Below are 19,020 nucleotides of genomic sequence, written 5' to 3'. Positions count from 1 at the left end.
GCCCTCACTCGTTTGCCGCAGGTGGGGCGTCGCCCGCACCGGGTGCCGCAGGCGCGGCGTCGCCCGCATCGGGTGCCGCAGGTGCGGCGTCGGCCGCACCGGGATCGGCCGCCGCATCGCTTTCGGCGGCGGCAGCTTCGCCCGGTGCCGGAACCGCAGCAGCCACCGGCGCCACGGTATTGTCGATGGTCACCGCCGCATTGCCGCTCAGCCGGTTCTGCCCGGCATTGACCACGCGGTCGCCCGCCGCCACGCCGTCGCGGATCTCGATCACGCTGCCCGTCCGGCGGCCAAGCGTCACGAACACCTGCTCCACCCGTTCGGGCTCATCCTCGGCCTCGGGCGCCCGCACGATGTAAACGGAATCGCCGTAGAGGTTGGAGCTGACGGCGGTCTGCGGCAGGGCGATGACGCCCTCCTCGACCGGCAATTCCACCCGCACCCGCAGGAACTGGCCCGGGGTGATCGCGGTCTCGGGATTCTCGACCTCGGCCCGCACCGTCACCAGCCGCGAGTTGGGGTCGATCTTCGGCTCGATGCCCGTCACCTTGCCCGTGGCGGTCACGCCGCCGACTTCGGACGACACCGTCACCGGCATCCCGATCTTCACGATCCCGGCTTCCTGTTCGGGCAGCGAGAAGTCGACCCGCATGCTGTCCAGATCCTGAAGCGTCGCATAGATGGTGCCCGGGGTCACATATTCGCCCGCCTCGATCCGCGGGATCCCGATCACCCCGTCAAAGGGCGCGACCGACTGCTTCTGCTCCAGCACCGCGCGCAGGCTTTGCACCCGGCTGCGGGCCTCGGTCGCCGTCGCCTCGGCGGTGTCCAGCGTGTTGGCCGTGCTCACGCCCCGCTGCTGCAGGGTGCGGCTGCGGGTCAGCTCGGTCTCGGCCAGCTCTTGCCCGGCAATCGCCGCAGCAAGGTCGGCCTGCTCGATCCGGTCGTCGATCTGAACCAGCTGGTCGCCGGCGCTGACCTGCTGGTTCGGCGCAAACAGCACCTCGCGCACCACGCCCGCGGCCTCCACCGACAGGTCCACCCCCTGCGCGGCCAGCGCGGTGCCCACCGCCTCCAGCCCCGGGGTCCAGGTGATCGGCTCTGCCACCGTCACCGACACGGCCACGGGGGCCGGTGTCATCCCGGCGAAGAACTCGCCGATCATCTTGTCGCGGAACAGGTTGAACCCGACGATGCCGCCGACGACCAGGCCCAGCAGGATCACGGCGATGAAAAGGCGCTTTACCATTCTTGTCTCCTGAGACCCCGGCGTGAAAAGGTACTTCGCAGTTGAGTCTTTCATTTTCGAGGCAACAACTGTACCGTCCGGACGGTAAAGTCAATCGGGGAGGAAAGACTTCAGTGACAAAACCGCGCACACGCAACCCGGCGGCCACACGGCAGCGTCTTCTGGATGCTGCCGGAGAACTGGCCTGCGAGGAAGGGGCTTCCAGCCTGTCGCTCGATGCTGTCGCAGCAAAGGCCGGCGTGTCCAAGGGCGGCCTGCTCTATCACTTCCCGTCGAAGAACGCGCTGCTGCGCGCCATGGTCGCCGATCATGTCAGCCGCGTCCGGGCCGAGCTGGAGGCGCGCGCCCCCGGCGCCCTGTCCGGCACCGCGCCCGCGCTGACCGCCGCGCTGTGCTATCTTGATGTATTGCGGGAAGAAATGTGCAGCACCCCCGCGGGCGCCAGCGGCGCCTTTGCCGCCATGCTCGAGGATCCGGCCTTCATGGAGCCGGTTCTGACCTTCCGCGACGATCTGCGCGCCCTCTTCGCCCGCTGTCCCGATCCGCGCCGGGCCGCCATCGTGTTCCTGGCCTGCGAGGGGCTGATGCATGAAAAGCTGACAGACGCACATCGCCCCGAAGAGGGCAATGACACTGTTCTGCGCGATCTGGCCGCGCTGCTGACCGGCGATCAGGCGGGCTGCCCTTAGGGAATCAGCACCGTCGATCCGGTCGTGCGCCGCCCCTCCAGCCCGTCATGGGCCTCGGCCACCTCGGCCAGCGGCAAGGTGCGGTCGATGCGGATCACGATCTTGCCCGACCGGATCATCCCGAACAGATCCTCCGCCGCCCGCAGCAGCCAGTCGCGCCGCGCGACATGGTGGAACAGCGTCGGCCGCGTCAGCCGGTACGATCCCTTGGTCAGGTCCTTGATCTTCAACTGGTCCGGCGCGCCCGACGACTGGCCAAAGCTCACCAGCGTGCCAAACCGCTCCAGCGCATCGAGCGAGCCCATGATCGTGTCGCGGCCGACGCTGTCATAGGCCACCGCCACGCCCTTGCCATCGGTCAGCGTGCCCACCTCGGTCACGAAGTCCTGCGCGCGGTAGTCGATCACCGCGTCATAGCCGTTCTGCAGCGCCAGCGCGCATTTCTCGGGCCCGCCCGCGGTGCCGATGGCGCGCACACCCTTCGCCGCCAGCCACTGCCCGGCGATCAGGCCCACGCCCCCCGCCGCCGCATGGAACAGCACGGTCTGCCCAGCCTGCACCGGGAAGGAATGGTGCAGCAGATACTGCGCCGTCAGGCCCTTCAGCATCACCGCCGCCGCGATCTCGTCGGCAATGTCATCCGGCAGCGGCACCAGCAGCGCGGCCTCCAGCAGCCGGTGCGTCGCATAGGCGCCGTTCGGCGTGGTATAGGCCACGCGCTGGCCCACCGCGAACTCGGTCACACCCGCGCCCACCGCCTCGACCACGCCCGCGCCTTCGGACCCGGTCACCAGATCCGCCTCCACCGGCCAAGGATAGCTGCCGCCCCGGTAATAGACGTCGAGGAAGTTCACCCCCACCGCCGTATGGCGGATGCGCACCTGCCCCGGCCCCGGTTCCGGCAGGGTGATCGCCACCTTGTGGAACATGTCGCTGCCCCCGGGCGCACGCGCCGCCATCGCATAGGCGTCTGTCATTCGTCTCTCTCCCTCTTGGTCTCAATGCCTTGCACGAATACGGCGTCCACCGGCGGGCGGATTGCATTGGCAAGATGGTTGGTCTTCCCGGCCAGCGCCACCACCCGGAACAGATCGGCCTGCTCCGCCATGGTCATCCCCCTGGCCCGCGCCGCCGCCAGATGTGAATGCACGCAATAGTCGCAGGCATTCGCCGCCGACACCGCGGCATAGATCATCTCCTTCACCTTCGGATCCAGCGCCGAGGGCGCGGCCATGATCCCCTTCACCTCGGCCCATGTCGCCGCCAGCAGATCGGCATCGAACGCCAGGTACAGCCAGAAGTTGTTGATGAAGTCGCTGTCCCGCGTCGCCCGGATGTCGTCGAACACCGCCTTGACGCGCGGGTCGGCCTCGGGCTCGGCGGGCGGGCTGACTGTCGGCATGGCATCCTCCTCCGCATGTCACGCGCCGACAATGGCAGCGCGCGGGGCGGCGTCAAGTCGATGGCATTGCCCCTGCTTTCGGCTTCTTGCTGGCAAAAATATCCTCCGGGGGTCCGGGGGTGGAAAACCCCCGGCGCCGGCCCCGGGCGCGCCGCCCCCTGCTGCCGCAGGGCTGGCTCAGCCCCTCACTCCTCGCCGCCCATCTTCAGCAGGTTCACCGCCGCCGGCCGCCGCGTGCTCCGGTATTCGCTATAGGCCTGCCACAGGATCGACACGACAGCCAGCACCAGGAACGTGCCCGAGATCGGGTTGGTCAGGAACCCCGTGTAATCCCCCCGCGACAGCTGCAGCCCGCGGCGGAAGCTGGTCTCGGCCATCGGCCCCAGGATAAAGCCGATGATGAACGGCGCCGTCGGGATCCCCGCCTTCACGAAGCCATAGCCAAGCACCCCGAAGGCCAGGATCGTCCAGATGTCGAACACCCGGCTCGCCAGCCCGAAGGCCCCCACCGCACACAGCACCAGGATCACCGGCAGCAAGATGTGCTTGGGGATCGCCAGCAGCTTGATGAAGATCCGCAGCCCCCAGAACTCCAGCAGCAGCATCAGGAAGGCCGACACGATCAGCGCGGCGAAGATGGTGTAGACCAGCGGCGCCTGCGTCAGGAACAGCATCGGCCCCGGCTGGATGCCGTGGATCATCAGCCCGCCCAGCATGATCGCCGTCACCGCATCGCCCGGAATCCCCAGCGTCAGCAACGGGATCATCGCACTGCCGATGCCGGCATTGTTCGCCGTCTCGCTGGCCACCACGCCCTCGATGGTGCCCTTGCCGAATTTCTCGGGGGTCTTCGAGCGTTTCTTGGCCGCGATATAGGCGATGATGTTGGACGTCCCCGCCCCGATTCCCGGCAAGATGCCGATCACGATGCCGATCACCGCCGAGCGTGTCGCATTGGGAATCTGGCCGATGAACTCGGCCATGCTGAAGCCGAAACCCTTGATCTTGATGAGGATCGGCGGCGCGCCGATGACCGGGTTGCGCGAGGTTTCGGCGACCTTGATGATCTCGGCCACCGCGAACATGCCCACCAGCACCGTCAGGATCGAAAAGCCCGCGTTCAGCTCCACCTGCCCGAAGGTGAAGCGCGTGGTCGCATCGACCGGCGCGATGCCGACAGTGGACACCGCAAAGCCCAGCACGCCCGCGAAGATGCCCTTGGCCATCGAGCCAGAGGACAGCGTGGCGATCAGCGTCAGCGAGAACACCGCAATGGCGAAATACTCATGCGGACCGAAGGACAGTGCCACCTTGGCAAGCGAGGGCGCGATGAAGGCCAGCGCCGCGACAGAGGCGATGGTGCCCAGGAACGAGAACACGATCCCCACCCCAAGCGCCTTGGCGCCTTCGCCCTTTTCCATCATCGGGCCGCCATCGAAGGTGGTGGCGATAGAGGCGGGCGTGCCGGGGATCTTCAGCAAGATGGCCGAGATCAGCCCGCCCGAGGTCGCCCCCACGAACAGCGCGATCAGCAAGGAGATGCCGGCGGCGGGGCCGAGGCCATAGGTCATCGGCAGGCACAGCGCAACGGCCATCACCGCCGTCAGCCCCGGCACGGCGCCGAACACGATGCCGACGGCAACCCCCGCCACCATCAGGATGAAGATCTGCGGCGACAGCACCGCCGCGAAGCCCTGGATCAGAAGATCGAACATGGATCAGCTCTCAGTTCAGCCAGGCGACCAGCGGGCCGGCGGGCAGCAAAAGGTCGAAACCATAGCGGAAGGTGACGAAGATGAAGACGGCGGCACCGACGGCCAGCCCGGCATAGAGCGGCACCGGCGGGCGGCCGCCGCGCGGCGTCAGCACCAGGAATTGCAAGAAGAGGTAGAGCGCGGCGGCAATGGGAAATCCCAGCGGGCGCAGCGCCGCGATGAACCCGGCGATCAGCGCCAGTGTCAGCCCGACGGTCAGCAGCCCGCCCATGGCGCCCGTGGCCTCCGCCCCTTCGCCCGCAACCGCCGGCCGGCGCAGCGCGCCCACCAGCTCGATCAGCCCCAGCGCGATCATCATCCACGCAAGGATCCCCGGCACGGTCGCGGCATCGACGCCTTCCTTCTCCGGCAACGCATTGCCCATGCGCAGATAGAGGATGCCCGCGGCGGTCATCACGCCGCCCACGATCACGTCCTTGAGCCGCATGCCGCAGCCCTCCCTTTGCTAGGTGGGGGTGTTCGGCGCAGGCCCTGCGGCCCGCGCCAATGGATCAGCGCGCGGCCTGCAGCGCCTCGCGCGAGGGCATGTAGGCGTCCCGGATCTCGTTCAGCCGGGTCATCGCCTCATCCTGCGGCAGGAAGGCGACGGGCTGCTTGAAGCCCGCTTCCAGATCGGCGGCATATTCCGGGATCTCGGTGATCTGCTGCATCACCTCGCCCATCTTCGCCACGATCTCGGGATCGGTGCCCTTGGGGAAGGCGATGATGTAGGGGTTGTTCATCACGAAATCGACGCCCTGCTCGGTGAAGGTCGGGATGTCGCCCAGCAGTGCGTTACGCTCGGGGTTGGGTTGCCCCAGCACCACCATCTGCCCGCCGGCGTGATAGTCCTGCACCGCGCCATAGGCGATGCCGGCCACGTCGATCCGCCCGCCCAGCAGCGCCGCGATCTTCTCCGACGCCGACCCGGTATCGACGATGGTCATCTCGGCCCCGGTCGCCTGCTGGAAAACCAGCCCCTGCAGATGCGAATAGCCGCCGAACTCGGTGCCAAATGTCACGCTGCCCGGCTCGCGCGCCGCGACATCCGCCGCCGTCAACAGGCCCGAATCCTTGCTGGCCACGAACACCGCTCCCTGGTCGATCGCCGGAATGCAGCAGATCTCGAAGTCGTCGATGCCGTAATCGGCCAGCCCCGACACCTCGGTCACGATCAGGTGGCCGGTATGGCCGAACAGCATGGTGTAGCCATCCGCCTCGGCATCGCGCACCGCCGAGGTGGCGATGGTCGCGCCGCCGCCCGGCATGTTGGTGATAACCATGCCGGTGCCGGTGATCTCTTCGAAATACCGCGCCATGGTGCGGGCGTTGAAATCGGTGTCGCCCCCCGGGCTGGCGCCGATGATGACGTTGATGGTGCGCTCGGGCCAGGCCGTCTGCGCAAGGCTGCTGGTGGCCGTCAGGGCGGCGGCGGCGGTCAGTGCAAGCAATACCTGCGTTTTCATTGGTCTCTCCTCCCAAGAAAATCCGGATGGGGCTCTCCCACAGTGATGTGCTAATATATTTGCATCTCACATGCAACGGTTTTAGACCCGCCGTGCCCCTCGCCGAAAAGGGGCAGGCAGGCATATCCCTTGCGCGGGACCGGCGCGCGATTACATTGGTGGGAAGGCCCTTCCGCCGCTGAAGGACAGGAAAATGCGCTTCTCAAGCCTCGCAGAACGGCAGATCCTGAAGGCTCAGGCCGAGGGGCAGCTGGACAATCTCAAGGGCGCCGGCAAGCCGCTGGCCAGCGCAGATGCCAGCACCGAAGCCGTGGGTTTCCGCATCATGGCCGAGGCAGGCGCCCTCCCGCGCGAGATCCAGCTGCGCAAGGCCATCGAGGAGCAGACCCGCATCCTGCAAGGCATCACCGGCGACGCCCGCGCCCCGGAACTGGCCAAACTCGCCGACCTGCAGCTGCGACTCGCCATCGAGCAAGAGGCCCGGCGCCGCTTCCAGGGCTGCTGACGCGTCCACCGCTATGATCTGATTGATCTTATCCGAGACTGGTGAGCGGGGAGGGATTCGAACCCTCGACCCCATGATTAAAAGTCACGTGCTCTAACCAACTGAGCTACCCGCCCTCACCGTCCCGATACGGGCGTTTCCCCAGCCGGGCCAATCACTTGACCCTTGGCAAAAACCCCTGCAGCACGGCCGGAACCCCCGGCCGGGCGACAGGCCCGACAGGGCGCCTACTTAGAAACGTCCTCCGGTGCGGTCAAGCGGAAAATCCGCGCAAACATCGCGGCACTGGCAAAAACCCCGGCGCCCGCGTATATCGCGCGCCATGAAGGACTCATCCGCCCCGCAGGGCCTGCCGTTCATGAAGATGCACGGGTTAGGCAACGATTTTGTGGTGATCGACGCCCGCCGCCGCACTTTGCCGGTGACGGCGGCGCTGGCGCGTGCGCTCGGCGACCGTCACATGGGCGTCGGTTTCGACCAGCTTGCGGTGATCGAGGAAGATCCCGGCGCCGAGGCGCGCCTGACCTTCTACAACGCCGATGGCTCGCTGTCCGCCGCCTGCGGCAATGCCACCCGCTGCATCGCCCGCTACCTGATGGACGAATCCGCCCTGCCCTCCCTGACCCTGCGCACCGAACGCGGCCTGCTCGCGGCCGAGGATGCCGGGGATGGCCTGACCCGCATCAACATGGGCGCGCCGATGCTGGACTGGGACCAGATCCCGCTGGCCGAACCCACAGACACCCTGCACCTGCCGGTCCCGGGCGATCCGGTCGGCACCGGCATGGGCAACCCGCATTGCACCTTCTTCGTGAAGGATGCCGAAGCCGTGAACCTTGCCGCCGACGGCCCTGCCTTCGAGCATCACCCGCTGTTCCCCCAGCGCACCAATGTGGAGTTCGTGCAGGTCCTCTCGCACGACTCGATCCGCCTGCGCATCTGGGAACGTGGCACCGGCATCACCCTCGCCTCCGGCTCCTGCTCCTGCGCCGCCGCGGTCGCCGCCGCCCGCCGCGGCCTCACCGGCCGCTGCGTCACCGTGCATGTCGATGGCGGCACGCTGCAGATCGACTGGCGCGAAGACGGCGTCTGGATGACCGGCCCCACGGCCCATGTCTTCGACGGCTGGCTGACGCCCGACTTCCTGGCCCGCCACGCATGACCGCCCCTGTTTTCGCCACCCTGGGCTGCCGCCTCAACGCCTATGAAACCGAAGCGATGAAAGAGCTTTCGGCGGCCGCAGGCGTGGAAAACGCCGTGGTCGTCAACACCTGCGCCGTGACGGCCGAGGCGGTGCGCAAGGCCAAGCAGGAAATCCGCCGCCTGTCCCGCGCCCATCCCGGCGCCACCATCATCGTCACCGGCTGCGCCGCGCAGACAGAGCCCGAAACCTTCGCCGCCATGCCCGAGGTTGCCCGCGTCATCGGCAATACCGAGAAGATGCAGGCCGGCACCTGGGAGGGCCTCGCCTCGCGCGTGCCCGACCTGATCGGCGCGACCGAGAAGATCCTCGTCGATGACATCATGTCGGTCACCGAAACCGCCGGCCACCTGATCGACGGCTTCGGCCGCCACCGCGCCTATGTGCAGGTCCAGAACGGCTGCGATCATCGCTGCACCTTCTGCATCATCCCCTTCGGCCGCGGCAATTCCCGCTCCGTCCCCGCCGGCGTGGTGATCGAGCAGATCAAGCGCCTTGTGGGGCGCGGCTTCAACGAGGTGGTGCTGACCGGCGTCGATCTCACCAGCTGGGGCGCCGACCTGCCCGGCACGCCGCGCCTCGGCGATCTGGTGATGCGCATCCTGCGCCTCGTGCCCGACCTGCCCCGCCTGCGGATCAGCTCGATCGACTCGATCGAGGCCGATGACAACCTGATGCTGGCCGTCGCCACCGAATCCCGGCTGATGCCGCACCTGCACCTGTCGCTGCAGGCCGGGGATGACATGATCCTGAAGCGGATGAAGCGCCGCCACCTGCGCGACGACGCAATCCGATTCTGCGAAGACGCCCGGCGCCTGCGCCCCGACATGGTCTTCGGCGCCGACATCATCGCCGGCTTCCCGACCGAGACCGAGGCGATGTTCGAAAACTCGCTGAAACTGGTCGAAGATTGCGGGCTGACCTTCCTGCACGTCTTTCCGTTCAGCCCCCGGAACGGCACCCCCGCCGCCCGGATGCCGCAGGTCCGCGGCCCGGCGATCAAGGACCGCGCCGCCCGTCTGCGCGCCGCCGGCCAGGCGCGGCTGGCCGGGCACCTGCAAGCACAGCAAGGCCGCCGCCACCTGATCCTGACCGAGGGCCCCCGCATGGGCCGCACCGAGCAGTTTACCGAGGTCGCCTTCAGCGTCGATCAGCCCGAAGGCACCATCCTGACCGCCGCCATCACCGGCCAGAACGGGACGCAGCTTCTGGCCTGAGGCGGGCGATGCGGGGCACATGAATGGCATGCTGGCCGGAAGGAAGCTAGTGCTCGGAGCGCTCAAGCACCACTGACACCCCGAAGCCTTCTTTTTTCTTGAACATCTGCTTTACGTCCGCCTCGGTCGGGGCTTGCTCGCGGAGGGACTTTCGCGCCTCGAAAACAGCGATTTCGGCTTTGATCTCTAAGACCCGAAGCAGGAGATCTGGCACCTTGATCGCCCTGATCGCTGCTACGACTGAACTGATCGCAACTAGCACCTGCACGCACCTGCGCGGCAGATCCAATACCACCACTTCAATGCCTTGCACCGTCACCCGGAGGTCCCATCTTGGCACCATTGTGAAAACTAGCAGCATCCCAAACGCCAAAGCTACCAGGCCAAACGTCGAAAAAAGCGCGCGAATCGCTCCCTGCAGCTCTTCGAAGAGCCCCACGATCTGCTTAACTGATCGCCCGGTCCCAGCCATACTTCCGATGACGAGGGAAGCGGTCGGAAGGATGCTCGCAGAAACGAGCCCTAAGAAAGTGACGAGCATGCGGGCAGGGTCGCCGGACAGAATGTCCGGCGACAGCAGCGCGCCGCTAAGCGCTGCCGCGATCAGTGCAAGCCATTTCAGCTGTCGAAGCGACAATCGATTTTTCCTGCTGCGGCCCACTCATGAAGGGCCTCGATGATCTTAGCCATAGCATCTTCGGGGTCGAGAAGGGAGCCATCGGTGCGGACGTCCTTCACCACAGATAGCTTCACCAGTCCACCTTTCTCGCGCCCGTCCCCTTGAAGGCCAAGCTCCGAAGGTTCGAAGTTCCGCAAGGCCTCATCGACCGCGGCCCTAGGAATCCGTAGCTTCGACCGCTTGATCTTGATGAACACCTTGAAGAGCCCTTCGATCCGCCCACCTACCGGAATCTGAGCTTCAAGCCGCTCCAGCGCCTGCTCCGGCCAGCCCATCAAGCGCAGGATGTCAAAGACGTTATGTCCCTCATCCCTAGCTAGGCCGGCCGCGCGTTCTTCTTCGATCATCTGAGGCAGAGCATCTGCAGTGGACGCGAGCTTTGGTCGCGCATTGATCGTCAGGTCGCTAAATTCCGTAAGCCCTTTCTGGCCTTCTGCCGAGAACTGCCCTCTCAAAATCACCTGCTGTCCAGGTTCAAGTTCGCCGGCCTGCTGGAACAGGGCGGTGAAGTATCTCTCCAGCAACTGGCCCCTCACGGAATGCCCCTCGATGAGCCCGACGTGGTTCTTGTGCACCGCAAAGTACAAGACCCCCTTAACCACCCGCGCGCCGTCTCCAAGCTGGACGTTCTGCAGGATGAACTCATCGGTATCCTCGTCGAGTGACTGAAGAACGGCCTGCACATCGGCACCTGTGTGAAGATGGATCAGTTGCCCGCAGAATATCGCACCGTCCCATGTATCAGGAGATGAAACCTTGTTTAGGATCACGAACGTCCCGTCTTGCTCCAGATCGATGACCCTCAGGCGGGCGTTTTCTCCGATCGTGTGGTGCTCTCTACTACGTCGTAAAATACCGACCAACATCGCCTTGAGCTCGACACCCTCAAGCGGGCCCTCGGCCTTCAATTCCCGGTATTGAACCGTTGCTTTCTTCCCCAAACTAAATTCCCTTCCCTAACAGCCCCAATGAAAAATCCCGCCTACGCACCTTGCCATTGCAAGCATTCGTTCGCCACATCTTTGGCGATTGCTTCAACGCGCATCGAGCGTTCAAGGGAGCAAGGTCTGAGGCGGCAGGGTTGCGGCAATTCGTATGTATGACTCCCATACGGTTTCCATATGGGTTCCATATACTGAAATCTCATGTTCCCAAGGGCTTGCACCGGGTTCTGCATAACCACCCCACCGGCGATGGACACGCCCGCCCCGCGCCCCTAGCATCCGTCCGCAATCCCCTCCCGCGAACGGATCCCCCATGCGCCTCTTCCACTCCCCCACCTCTCCCTATGTCCGCAAGGTCATGGTCCTCCTGCTGGAAACCGGCCAGGCCGCCGATGTGATGCTGATCCCCGCCACCGGCAACCCGGTCGATCCCGGCTCCATGCCGGTGATGCACAACCCGCTTGGCAAGATCCCGGCGCTGGAGCTGGCCGATGGCCGCGCCCTCTATGACAGCCGGGTGATCTGCCGGTATCTAGATACCCGCGCCGGCGCCGGTCTCTACCCCGATAGCGAGCGGCTGTGGGACACGCTGGTGCTGGAAGCCACCGCCGACGGCATCCTCGATGCGGCGATCCTGATGGTGTATGAAGAGAAAATTCGCCCTGAAGACAAGCGCTTCGCCCCTTGGGAAGACGGGCAATGGACCAAGATCGCCCGCTCGCTCGACACGCTGCAGGACCGCTGGATGGCCCATCTCGAAGACCCGGCGCTGGACATGGGCCAGATCTCCGTCGCCTGCGCGCTGTCCTATCTCGACTTCCGCCACGCCCCCCGCGACTGGCGCGCGGGCCGCGAAACCCTCGCCGGCTGGTATGCCGGATTCGCGGAACGCGCCTCGATGCAGGCAACCCGGCCGCCCGCCTGACGGCTCAGAACTTGCGGCTGATCCCGATGTTCAGCGCGTTGGTCTGAAGCTCGGTCTTCAGGCTTCCGCCCGAGTCGAGATCGGCCTTGTGGCGCGACCAGGTGCCCTTGTACTCGCCGAACACCGACCAGCGGTCATCCAGCGCATAGCTGGCGCCTGCGACCAGCTGCACCACCGGCCCGGTGACCTGAAAGCCGAAGGTCTGCGCGCCACCGATGGGCTGCACATCCACATGCGGTATGGCGACGCCGAAACCCGCCCCAACATATGGGGTGATGCGCCTGTCCGGCTGCTGCCAGCGGCGGAAGACGTTCGCGGTGACGAAGTTTATCCCGTCGGTGAATTCCAGCCGGTTGTAGCCATAATCCTCGGGGTCATCGGCATAGACCTTGGCATGGTTCACCTCGACGCCCCAACCCCAGCGGTCATTTTGCCACCATGTCGCCCGGACCCCGTAGTAGGGCGGCTCCTCGAACGAGCGCCCCTTCCAGGTGACGCGGTCCCCGCCTGCCGCCGGGCTGTCGATCCGGCTGGGCGGCGCAGATTGCACGCCGCCATACACGCTGATCTCAAGCTGTCCCGCCCCTGCCGCCGTCCCGCTCACCGCCGTCCCGGTCACCGCCGCCCAGATCGCGGCCGCAAAGACAGCGCCCCGTCTCCCCTGATGTCTCATCTGCAGCCCCTTGCCCACCCCTGGTCCGCCAGACAAAATGCAACGGTCCGCGTAACGCGGCTAAACGCACCACCACCCCGTTCGGTTCCAAGGTTCACTGAGTCATCGCCTTGCAACAACCGCGCCGCCCTGCCCGCCTGCGCCCGATTGTCCGCTGGACTGGCCCCGGATTGGCCGCTAAACACCGGCCCATAAGGCTGCGCAAACCGTGGCCCAATCACCGTATTTGGCCCTGTCCGCGGCCAGGGAAGGGAGAACACACGTGTCCCACGCAGAAGACCACGCAGGCACCCGCAGAGATTTCCTCTACTACGCCACGGCCGGCGCCGGAGCCATCGCCGCGGGCGCGGCAGGCTTCACGCTGGTGAACCAGATGAACCCCTCTGCCGACGTTCAGGCCCTGTCCTCGATCTTCGTCGATATCAGCGGTGTCGAGACCGGCACCCAGCTGACCGTGAAATGGCGCGGCAAGCCGGTGTTCATCCGCCGCCGCACGCCCGAGGAAATCGAGCGCGCCCGGTCGGAAGACACCGCAGCCGACATGATCGACCGCTTCGCCCGCAACGCCAACGCGCCCGCCGATGCCGATGCCTCGGACGTGAACCGCTCGATGGACGAAGCCGGCGAATGGCTGGTGATGATGGGCGTGTGTACCCACCTTGGCTGCGTGCCGATCGGCAATGGCGCCGGTGACTTCGGCGGCTGGTTCTGCCCCTGCCACGGCTCGCATTACGACACCTCCGGCCGTATCCGCAAAGGTCCCGCGCCAGAGAACCTGCCGGTCCCGACCGCGCAGTTTTCCGACGAAACCACTATTCTGCTGGGCTGAGGAGCGCACCCATGGCTGGTATCCCGCACGACCACTACGAGCCCAAGTCGGGCGCCGAAAAATGGCTTCACAAGCGCCTGCCGATCGTCGGGCTGCTCTATGACACCATCATGATCCCCACGCCCAAGAACCTGAACTGGATGTGGATCTGGGGCATCGTGCTGACCTTCTGCCTCGTCCTGCAGATCGTGACCGGCATCGTGCTGGTGATGCATTACACCCCGCATGTCGACATGGCCTTTGCCTCGGTCGAGCACATCATGCGCAACGTCAACGGCGGCTACATGCTGCGCTACATGCATGCCAACGGCGCCTCGCTGTTCTTCATCGCCGTCTACCTGCACATCTTCCGCGGCCTGTACTACGGTTCCTACAAGGCCCCGCGCGAGGTGACCTGGATCATCGGCATGATCATCTACCTGCTGATGATGGCCACCGCCTTCATGGGCTACGTGCTTCCCTGGGGCCAGATGTCGTTCTGGGGTGCCACGGTGATCACCGGCCTGTTCGGCGCCATCCCCGGCATCGGCGGGTCGCTGCAGACCTGGCTGCTTGGCGGCCCGGCGGTCGACAACGCCACGCTCAACCGCTTCTTCTCGCTGCATTACCTGCTGCCCTTCGTGATCGCGGCGCTGGTCGCCATCCACATCTGGGCCTTCCACACCACCGGCAACAACAACCCGACCGGGGTGGACGTCCGCCGCACCTCGAAGGAAGAGGCCGCCAAGGACACCGTTCCGTTCTGGCCCTATTTCGTGATGAAGGACCTGTTCGCGCTGGCTGTGATCCTGATGGTGTTCTTCGCCATCGTCGGCTTCATGCCCAACTACCTTGGCCACCCCGACAACTACATCGAGGCGAACCCGCTCTCGACCCCGGCGCATATCGTGCCCGAATGGTACTTCCTGCCCTTCTACGCGATCCTGCGCGCCTTCACCGCCGATGTCTGGGTGGTGCAGTTGGTGCAGCTCGTGACCTTCGGCATCGTCGACGCCAAGTTCTTCGGCGTGGTCGCCATGTTCGGCGCCATCGCGGTCATGGCGCTGGCGCCCTGGCTCGATACCTCCTCGGTGCGTTCGGGCCGCTACCGCCCGATGTTCAAGTGGTGGTTCGCGCTGCTGGTGATCGACTTCGTGGTGCTGACCTGGGTCGGCGCGATGCCGACCGAGGGGATCTATCCCTGGATCTCGCTGATCGGCTCCACCTACTGGTTCGCCTATTTCCTCGTGCTTCTGCCGCTGCTGGGGGTGATCGAAAAGCCGCTCACGCCGCCGGCGACGATCGAGGAAGACTTCAACGCCCACTACTCTCCGAACACCGGCGGCACCAAGACCGTCGCGGCCGAATGAGCGAAAGGACAGCACAGATGATGAGGAAACTCGCACTCTCCGCCCTCTCGGCCCTGGCGCTCTCGGGCACCTTGTTCGGCAGCGCGGCCCTTGCCGCCGGCGCCGAAGGCCATATCCACGACACCTCGTTCAGCTTCGAGGGGCCGTTCGGCACCTTCGACGAGTTCCAGCTGCAGCGTGGGCTTCAGGTCTATACCGAGGTCTGCGCCGCCTGCCACGGGATGAAGTTCGTGCCGATCCGCAGCCTGGCCGACGAAGGCGGGCCGCATCTGCCCGCCGATCAGGTCCGCGCCTATGCCGCCCAGTTCGACATCTACGATGCCGAGCTGGATGACACCCGCCCCCGCGTGCCGACCGACCACTTCCCCACCGTGACCGGGATGGGCATGGGCCCGGACCTGTCGCTGATGGCCAAGGCGCGTGCCGGCTTTCACGGTCCCTACGGCACCGGCATCAGCCAGCTGCTGAACGGCACCGGCGGCCCGGAATACCTGGTCTCGCTGCTCACCGGCTATACCGGCGAGGAGAAAGAGGAAGCGGGCACGCTGTTCTACGCCAACACCGCCTTCCCGGGCGGCTGGATCTCGATGCCGCCGCCGCTGTCGGAAGACCTTGTGACCTATGCAGACGGGCATCCCGCCACGGTGGAGCACATGGCCGAAGACCTCGCGGCGTTCATGATGTGGACGGCAGAGCCGAAGATGATGGCGCGCAAGCAGGTCGGCTTCGTCGCCGTGCTGTTCCTGGGGATGCTGTCGGTGCTGCTGTATCTGACGAACAAGCGGATCTGGGCGAACGTCAAGGGCAAGAAACTGGCCTGAGCGCCGGGGGAGAGGCCGGGGGCGCCGCCCCCGGACCCCCGGGATACTTAGGCCAGCAAGAATGGGAAAGCCGCCCGCGGGAGACCGCCGGGCGGCTTTTCAATGGCCCAGATAGGCCGCCAGCGCCGGGGGCGGACTGTCCAGCAGCGTGGCGGTCGGCAAGGGCGGCTCTGCCCGCCCCTCGGCCACCAGCACCGACAGCGGCGCGAAGCGGCGGGCATCGGCGGGCTCATGGCTGACCATCAGCACGGTGGAGCCGGTCTCGGCGGCAATCTCGGCGACGAGGTCCAGCATCTCGGCCTTCAGCGCCGGGCCAAGCGCGGCAAAGGGCTCGTCCAGCAGCAGCAGGGGCCGGGCGCGCAGCAGCGCCCGCGCTAGTGCCACGCGGCCCTGCTGGCCGCCCGACAACTGCGCCGGGCGGCGCGCGCCAAGGCCGGCGAGGCCCACTCGCTCCAGCGCGGCCGCGACCTGCGCCTGCTGGCCGCGGTCCAGCCGCAGATCGGGGCGCAGGCCGAGGCCCACGTTCTGCAGCACGGTCAGATGCGGGAACAGGTTCTGGTCCTGAAACAGGATCGACAGCGGCCGCGCCCCCGGGGCCAGTGGCGCCAGATCCTGCCCGGCCCAGAGGATCCGCCCCTCGGCCAGCGGGATGAACCCCGCCACCGCCGCCAGCAGCGTCGATTTGCCAGCCCCCGAGGGGCCGATCACCGCCACCCGCGCACCTTCCGGCACCGCGAAATCGGCCGCCATCGTGAAATCGCCCTGCACGATCCGTGCGCGCTCAAAGACCAGCATGGCCGCGCCCTCCCCTGTCAAATGCCCAGAACAGCCCAAGGCTCAGCCCCAGCAGCAGCACCGCCGCCCCCGCCGCATCATCCATCCGGTAGGCGCCCATCAGCCGGTAGAGCTGCAAGGGCAGCGTCTCGGTCCCCTGATCGGCAAAGAGCGCAATCACCCCCAGGTCGCCCATCGACAGCGCCGCCGCCAGCCCGGCGCCAAAGCCCAGCGGCGCGCGCAGCCGCGGCAGGGTCAGCAGCCGCAGCCGCGCCAGCCCCCGCAGCCCCAGCGAGGCCGCCAGCCGGCCATAGCCCGCCTGCAGGTCGCGCAGCGCCGGCAGCAGGGCGCGCAGCACGAAGGGCAGCGCCATCACCGCATTGACCAGCACCGTCACCGGCAATGCCAGATCGCCGGGCCGCACGAAGGGCCGCAGCAGCAGGAACAGCCCGGTCGCCAGCACCAGCGACGAGGTGGCAAGGCCCAGCATCCCCGCCGCCTCGATCCAGCGCCCGCCGCGCCCGGTGGCCGCAATCGCCAGCGGCAAGGCCAGCGCCAGGCACAGCGCGGTGGAGGTCAGCGCCACCACGACAGACCGCACTGCCGCCGCCCAGACCGACCCCGGCAGCGCCGCCAGCTGCGGCACCCCGCGGAGCAGCACCAGCGCCAGCGGCAGCAGCAGGAACAGTGACACCAGCGCGATCACCCCGGCATCCTGCGCCCGCAGCCAGCCGCTGCGCGCGTCCCAACGATCCGCCGGTCGGTCCAGCCCCGCGCCAAACCCCGCCGGGCGCGCCACCCATCCCGCCAGCCCGCCCGCGGCAAGGCACAGCGCGAATTGCACCGCCGCCAGCAGCGCCGCACGCGACAGGTCGAAGTCAAACCGGAACGCCTGATAGATCGCCAGCTCCACCGTGGTCGCCGCCGGCCCGCCCCCCAGCGTCAGCGCCACGGCAAAGCTGGTCAGGCACACCACGAACACCGCGACCCAGGCCCCCGGCAGCACCGCGCGCAGCATCGGGCGTTCGAGGAACCGCCCCACCTCTGCCGCGCCGAGCCCAAGGCTGGCGGCCAGCCGGAACCGTTCCGCCGGGATCGCCGCCCAGCCTTGCAGGATCAGCCGCGTCGCCAGCGGCAGGTTGAAGAACACATGCGCCACCAGCACGCCCTGCAGCCCGTAGATGCTGACCTCCGGCAACCCCACCGCGCGCAGGGCATCATTGAGCAGGCCCGACCGGCCGAACACGGCCAGCAGCCCCAGCACCGCCACGATCACCGGCAGGATGAACGGCGCCCCCAGCAGCGCGATCAGCACGCTGCGCCCCCGGAACCGCCGCCGCGCAAAGGCCCGCGCCACCGGCACCGCCAGCAGCAGGGATATCGTCGCCGACAGCGCCGCCTGCAGCAGGGTGAAGCGCACCGCCGCCCAGTCGGCCGGGCCAAGCCCGCTCGCCGCCTCGGCCCGCCAGGCCACGGCCGCCAGCGTTCCCAGCGTCAGGCACAGCACCAGCCCCGCCACCGCGAGGCCAAACGCCGTCCCCAAACGCCCGCTCAGCGCGACAGCGCGGTCTGCCATTCGGCCAGCGCCTCATCGCGGATCAGCGCCGCCTCGCCCGCCGGGTAGATCAGCGCCCGCTCGGGCGTGATCAGCGTGTCGAACCCCGCGGGCAGCCCGCCGGGCGGCGTCACCGCCGGATACATCCAGTTGGTTTCGGGGATCACCTTCTGGAACTCCTCGCTGACCATGAAGGCCAGGAACCTGTCCGCCAGATCCGGCTCATCGGTCGAGGCAAGCCGGGCGGCCACCTCCACCTGCAGGTAATGGCCTTCGGTGAAGGAGGCGGCGGCCTTGCTGTCATCGCCCTCCGCGATCAGGTGATAGGCCGGCGAGGTGGTGTAGGACAGCACCATGTCCGCCTCCCCCTCGGTGAACAGCGCATAGGCCTCGGTCCAGCCGGGGGTGACGGTCAGGATATTGTCCGCCAGCGCCTCCCATATCTCGGCCGCACGGTCGGGGTAGGCGGCCTTGACCCACAGCAACAGCCCGAGGCCGGGGGTCGAGGCGCGGGGGTCCTGGATGACGATGCTGATGTCGCTCGCCGCCAGCGCCTCGAAGCTGGCGGGCGGTTCCGGCAGGCGGGTCTTGTCGTAGACGAAGGCGAAATAGCCCCAGTCATAGGGCACGAACATCGGATCGTCCCAGACCACCGGCAGGTCATAGTCACGCTCGCCCAGGGCATGGTTGGTGAACAGCCCGGTTTCCGCCGCGGCCGCCATCAGGTTGGTGTCGAGGCCAAGGACGATATCCGCCTCGGTCTGCTCCCCCTCCAACCGCAGCCGCGACAGCAGCTCGGCGCCATCCCCGGCGGCCACGAACTGCAGGTCGCAGCCGCAGGTCGCCTCGAAGGCGGTCTCCACCAGCGGGCCCGGGCCCCATTCGGCGGTGAAGCTGTCATAGGTGTAGACGGTCAGCACCGGCAGGTCCTGCGCGGCGGCCGGCAGTGCAACGGGGGCGGCAACCAGCGCCAGCGCCATCAACGGGA

General features: G+C 67.0%; 20 protein-coding genes and 1 tRNA gene. 8 read left to right on the top strand and 13 right to left on the bottom strand.

All coding sequences use genetic code 11. The features are described from left to right. Positions 1-4: 4 nt before the first annotated feature. Positions 5-1,249 carry an efflux RND transporter periplasmic adaptor subunit gene (locus GVY41_RS11280; RefSeq protein ID WP_161346479.1) on the bottom strand — a complete coding sequence of 415 codons (1,245 nt, stop codon included), beginning with the start codon at positions 1,247-1,249 and terminating at the stop codon, positions 5-7. A gap of 113 nt (positions 1,250-1,362) precedes the next feature. On the opposite strand from GVY41_RS11280, the gene GVY41_RS20545 reads away from it, so the two are divergent. After that, positions 1,363-1,938: a TetR/AcrR family transcriptional regulator gene (locus GVY41_RS20545; RefSeq protein ID WP_161346477.1), complete on the top strand. Its 576-nt coding sequence runs from the start codon at positions 1,363-1,365 to the stop codon at positions 1,936-1,938. Here the strand turns inward: GVY41_RS20545 and GVY41_RS11270 are convergent. From GVY41_RS11270 to GVY41_RS11250, 5 genes are all read right to left on the bottom strand, one after another. After that, on the bottom strand, positions 1,935-2,915 hold the full coding sequence (locus GVY41_RS11270; protein WP_161346475.1) for a quinone oxidoreductase family protein: 981 nt from the start codon (positions 2,913-2,915) through the stop codon (positions 1,935-1,937). The two genes, GVY41_RS20545 and GVY41_RS11270, sit on opposite strands and share 4 nt — an antisense overlap. Continuing rightward, positions 2,912-3,340, bottom strand: a complete 429-nt coding sequence (locus tag GVY41_RS11265) for a carboxymuconolactone decarboxylase family protein (RefSeq protein ID WP_161346473.1) — start codon at positions 3,338-3,340, stop codon at positions 2,912-2,914. Before GVY41_RS11265 ends, GVY41_RS11270 begins: the two co-directional genes overlap by 4 nt. A 185-nt stretch (positions 3,341-3,525) precedes the next feature. Next, positions 3,526-5,055 (bottom strand): tripartite tricarboxylate transporter permease, encoded by a 1,530-nt coding sequence (locus tag GVY41_RS11260; protein ID WP_161346471.1) that lies wholly within the window; start codon positions 5,053-5,055, stop codon positions 3,526-3,528. Between the two features lie 10 nt (positions 5,056-5,065). Further along, on the bottom strand, positions 5,066-5,542 hold the full coding sequence (locus GVY41_RS11255) for a tripartite tricarboxylate transporter TctB family protein (RefSeq protein WP_161346469.1): 477 nt from the start codon (positions 5,540-5,542) through the stop codon (positions 5,066-5,068). A 64-nt stretch (positions 5,543-5,606) separates the two neighbouring features. Continuing rightward, positions 5,607-6,560, bottom strand: a complete 954-nt coding sequence (locus GVY41_RS11250; protein ID WP_161346467.1) for a tripartite tricarboxylate transporter substrate binding protein — start codon at positions 6,558-6,560, stop codon at positions 5,607-5,609. A gap of 193 nt (positions 6,561-6,753) precedes the next feature. Here GVY41_RS11250 and GVY41_RS11245 point away from each other — a divergent pair, with 193 nt between their 5' ends. Further along, positions 6,754-7,065 carry a DnaJ family domain-containing protein gene (locus tag GVY41_RS11245; RefSeq protein ID WP_161346465.1) on the top strand — a complete coding sequence of 104 codons (312 nt, stop codon included), beginning with the start codon at positions 6,754-6,756 and terminating at the stop codon, positions 7,063-7,065. A gap of 39 nt (positions 7,066-7,104) precedes the next feature. Here GVY41_RS11245 and GVY41_RS11240 read toward each other — a convergent pair. Next, positions 7,105-7,181, bottom strand: a tRNA-Lys gene (locus GVY41_RS11240). 206 nt (positions 7,182-7,387) lie between these two features. On the opposite strand from GVY41_RS11240, the gene dapF reads away from it, so the two are divergent. Both dapF and mtaB read left to right on the top strand, forming a co-directional pair. Continuing rightward, positions 7,388-8,227 (top strand): diaminopimelate epimerase, encoded by an 840-nt coding sequence (gene dapF / locus GVY41_RS11235; RefSeq protein ID WP_161346463.1) that lies wholly within the window; start codon positions 7,388-7,390, stop codon positions 8,225-8,227. Continuing rightward, complete coding sequence (gene mtaB / locus GVY41_RS11230) at positions 8,224-9,483, top strand: tRNA (N(6)-L-threonylcarbamoyladenosine(37)-C(2))-methylthiotransferase MtaB (protein ID WP_161346461.1); 1,260 nt, start codon at positions 8,224-8,226, stop codon at positions 9,481-9,483. The genes dapF and mtaB overlap by 4 nt, the downstream gene beginning before the upstream one ends. Before the next feature lie 46 nt (positions 9,484-9,529). Here mtaB and GVY41_RS11225 read toward each other — a convergent pair whose 3' ends face one another. Together GVY41_RS11225 and GVY41_RS11220 are read right to left on the bottom strand one after the other, a co-directional pair. Then, positions 9,530-10,120 carry a hypothetical protein gene (locus GVY41_RS11225; RefSeq protein ID WP_161346449.1) on the bottom strand — a complete coding sequence of 197 codons (591 nt, stop codon included), beginning with the start codon at positions 10,118-10,120 and terminating at the stop codon, positions 9,530-9,532. Next, positions 10,102-11,103, bottom strand: a complete 1,002-nt coding sequence (locus GVY41_RS11220; RefSeq protein WP_161346447.1) for a hypothetical protein — start codon at positions 11,101-11,103, stop codon at positions 10,102-10,104. Before GVY41_RS11220 ends, GVY41_RS11225 begins: the two co-directional genes overlap by 19 nt. Positions 11,104-11,419: 316 nt before the next feature. Between GVY41_RS11220 and GVY41_RS11215 the strand changes: the two genes are divergently transcribed. Then, positions 11,420-12,031: a glutathione S-transferase gene (locus GVY41_RS11215; protein WP_161346445.1), complete on the top strand. Its 612-nt coding sequence runs from the start codon at positions 11,420-11,422 to the stop codon at positions 12,029-12,031. A gap of 4 nt (positions 12,032-12,035) precedes the next feature. On the opposite strand, the gene GVY41_RS11210 is transcribed toward GVY41_RS11215, so the two are convergent. After that, the gene (locus tag GVY41_RS11210) at positions 12,036-12,704 is read right to left on the bottom strand and encodes an outer membrane protein (protein ID WP_161346443.1); all 669 of its coding nucleotides are present in this window, start codon (positions 12,702-12,704) and stop codon (positions 12,036-12,038) included. Positions 12,705-12,966: 262 nt separating this feature from the next. Here GVY41_RS11210 and petA point away from each other — a divergent pair, with 262 nt between their 5' ends. The 3 genes from petA to GVY41_RS11195 are packed head-to-tail and all read left to right on the top strand — an operon-like array spanning position 12,967 to position 15,703. After that, on the top strand, positions 12,967-13,533 hold the full coding sequence (gene petA / locus GVY41_RS11205; protein WP_161346441.1) for a ubiquinol-cytochrome c reductase iron-sulfur subunit: 567 nt from the start codon (positions 12,967-12,969) through the stop codon (positions 13,531-13,533). Positions 13,534-13,544: 11 nt separating this feature from the next. Further along, positions 13,545-14,882: a cytochrome b gene (gene petB / locus GVY41_RS11200; RefSeq protein WP_161346439.1), complete on the top strand. Its 1,338-nt coding sequence runs from the start codon at positions 13,545-13,547 to the stop codon at positions 14,880-14,882. Between the two features lie 17 nt (positions 14,883-14,899). Then, positions 14,900-15,703, top strand: coding sequence for a cytochrome c1 (locus GVY41_RS11195; protein ID WP_161346437.1), 804 nt, complete (start codon positions 14,900-14,902; stop codon positions 15,701-15,703). 99 nt (positions 15,704-15,802) lie between these two features. Here GVY41_RS11195 and GVY41_RS11190 read toward each other — a convergent pair whose 3' ends face one another. The 3 genes from GVY41_RS11190 to thiB are packed head-to-tail and all read right to left on the bottom strand — an operon-like array spanning position 15,803 to position 19,012. Continuing rightward, positions 15,803-16,498, bottom strand: coding sequence for a thiamine ABC transporter ATP-binding protein (locus GVY41_RS11190; protein ID WP_161346435.1), 696 nt, complete (start codon positions 16,496-16,498; stop codon positions 15,803-15,805). After that, positions 16,485-18,053 carry an ABC transporter permease family protein gene (locus GVY41_RS11185; protein ID WP_161346433.1) on the bottom strand — a complete coding sequence of 523 codons (1,569 nt, stop codon included), beginning with the start codon at positions 18,051-18,053 and terminating at the stop codon, positions 16,485-16,487. The genes GVY41_RS11190 and GVY41_RS11185 overlap by 14 nt, the downstream gene beginning before the upstream one ends. Then, positions 18,029-19,012, bottom strand: coding sequence for a thiamine ABC transporter substrate binding subunit (gene thiB / locus GVY41_RS11180; protein WP_161346637.1), 984 nt, complete (start codon positions 19,010-19,012; stop codon positions 18,029-18,031). The genes GVY41_RS11185 and thiB overlap by 25 nt, the downstream gene beginning before the upstream one ends. Positions 19,013-19,020 lie beyond the last annotated feature (8 nt).

Origin of the sequence: Frigidibacter albus (assembly GCF_009908165.1) — a bacterium.
Taxonomy (GTDB): domain Bacteria; phylum Pseudomonadota; class Alphaproteobacteria; order Rhodobacterales; family Rhodobacteraceae; genus Frigidibacter; species Frigidibacter albus.
This window is presented reverse-complemented; position numbering and strand designations above follow the sequence as displayed.

Coding starts and splice junctions, on each gene's coding strand:
- GVY41_RS11210 (WP_161346443.1), bottom strand. CDS start 12,704: ATGAGACATCAGGGGAGACGGGGCGCTGTCTTTGCGGCCGCGATCTGG.
- GVY41_RS11245 (WP_161346465.1), top strand. CDS start 6,754: ATGCGCTTCTCAAGCCTCGCAGAACGGCAGATCCTGAAGGCTCAGGCC.
- GVY41_RS11190 (WP_161346435.1), bottom strand. CDS start 16,498: ATGCTGGTCTTTGAGCGCGCACGGATCGTGCAGGGCGATTTCACGATG.
- GVY41_RS11260 (WP_161346471.1), bottom strand. CDS start 5,055: ATGTTCGATCTTCTGATCCAGGGCTTCGCGGCGGTGCTGTCGCCGCAG.
- thiB (WP_161346637.1), bottom strand. CDS start 19,012: ATGGCGCTGGCGCTGGTTGCCGCCCCCGTTGCACTGCCGGCCGCCGCG.
- GVY41_RS11215 (WP_161346445.1), top strand. CDS start 11,420: ATGCGCCTCTTCCACTCCCCCACCTCTCCCTATGTCCGCAAGGTCATG.
- petB (WP_161346439.1), top strand. CDS start 13,545: ATGGCTGGTATCCCGCACGACCACTACGAGCCCAAGTCGGGCGCCGAA.
- GVY41_RS11265 (WP_161346473.1), bottom strand. CDS start 3,340: ATGCCGACAGTCAGCCCGCCCGCCGAGCCCGAGGCCGACCCGCGCGTC.
- GVY41_RS11280 (WP_161346479.1), bottom strand. CDS start 1,249: ATGGTAAAGCGCCTTTTCATCGCCGTGATCCTGCTGGGCCTGGTCGTC.
- GVY41_RS11185 (WP_161346433.1), bottom strand. CDS start 18,053: ATGGCAGACCGCGCTGTCGCGCTGAGCGGGCGTTTGGGGACGGCGTTT.
- GVY41_RS11250 (WP_161346467.1), bottom strand. CDS start 6,560: ATGAAAACGCAGGTATTGCTTGCACTGACCGCCGCCGCCGCCCTGACG.
- GVY41_RS11270 (WP_161346475.1), bottom strand. CDS start 2,915: ATGACAGACGCCTATGCGATGGCGGCGCGTGCGCCCGGGGGCAGCGAC.
- GVY41_RS11195 (WP_161346437.1), top strand. CDS start 14,900: ATGATGAGGAAACTCGCACTCTCCGCCCTCTCGGCCCTGGCGCTCTCG.
- dapF (WP_161346463.1), top strand. CDS start 7,388: ATGAAGGACTCATCCGCCCCGCAGGGCCTGCCGTTCATGAAGATGCAC.
- GVY41_RS11255 (WP_161346469.1), bottom strand. CDS start 5,542: ATGCGGCTCAAGGACGTGATCGTGGGCGGCGTGATGACCGCCGCGGGC.
- mtaB (WP_161346461.1), top strand. CDS start 8,224: ATGACCGCCCCTGTTTTCGCCACCCTGGGCTGCCGCCTCAACGCCTAT.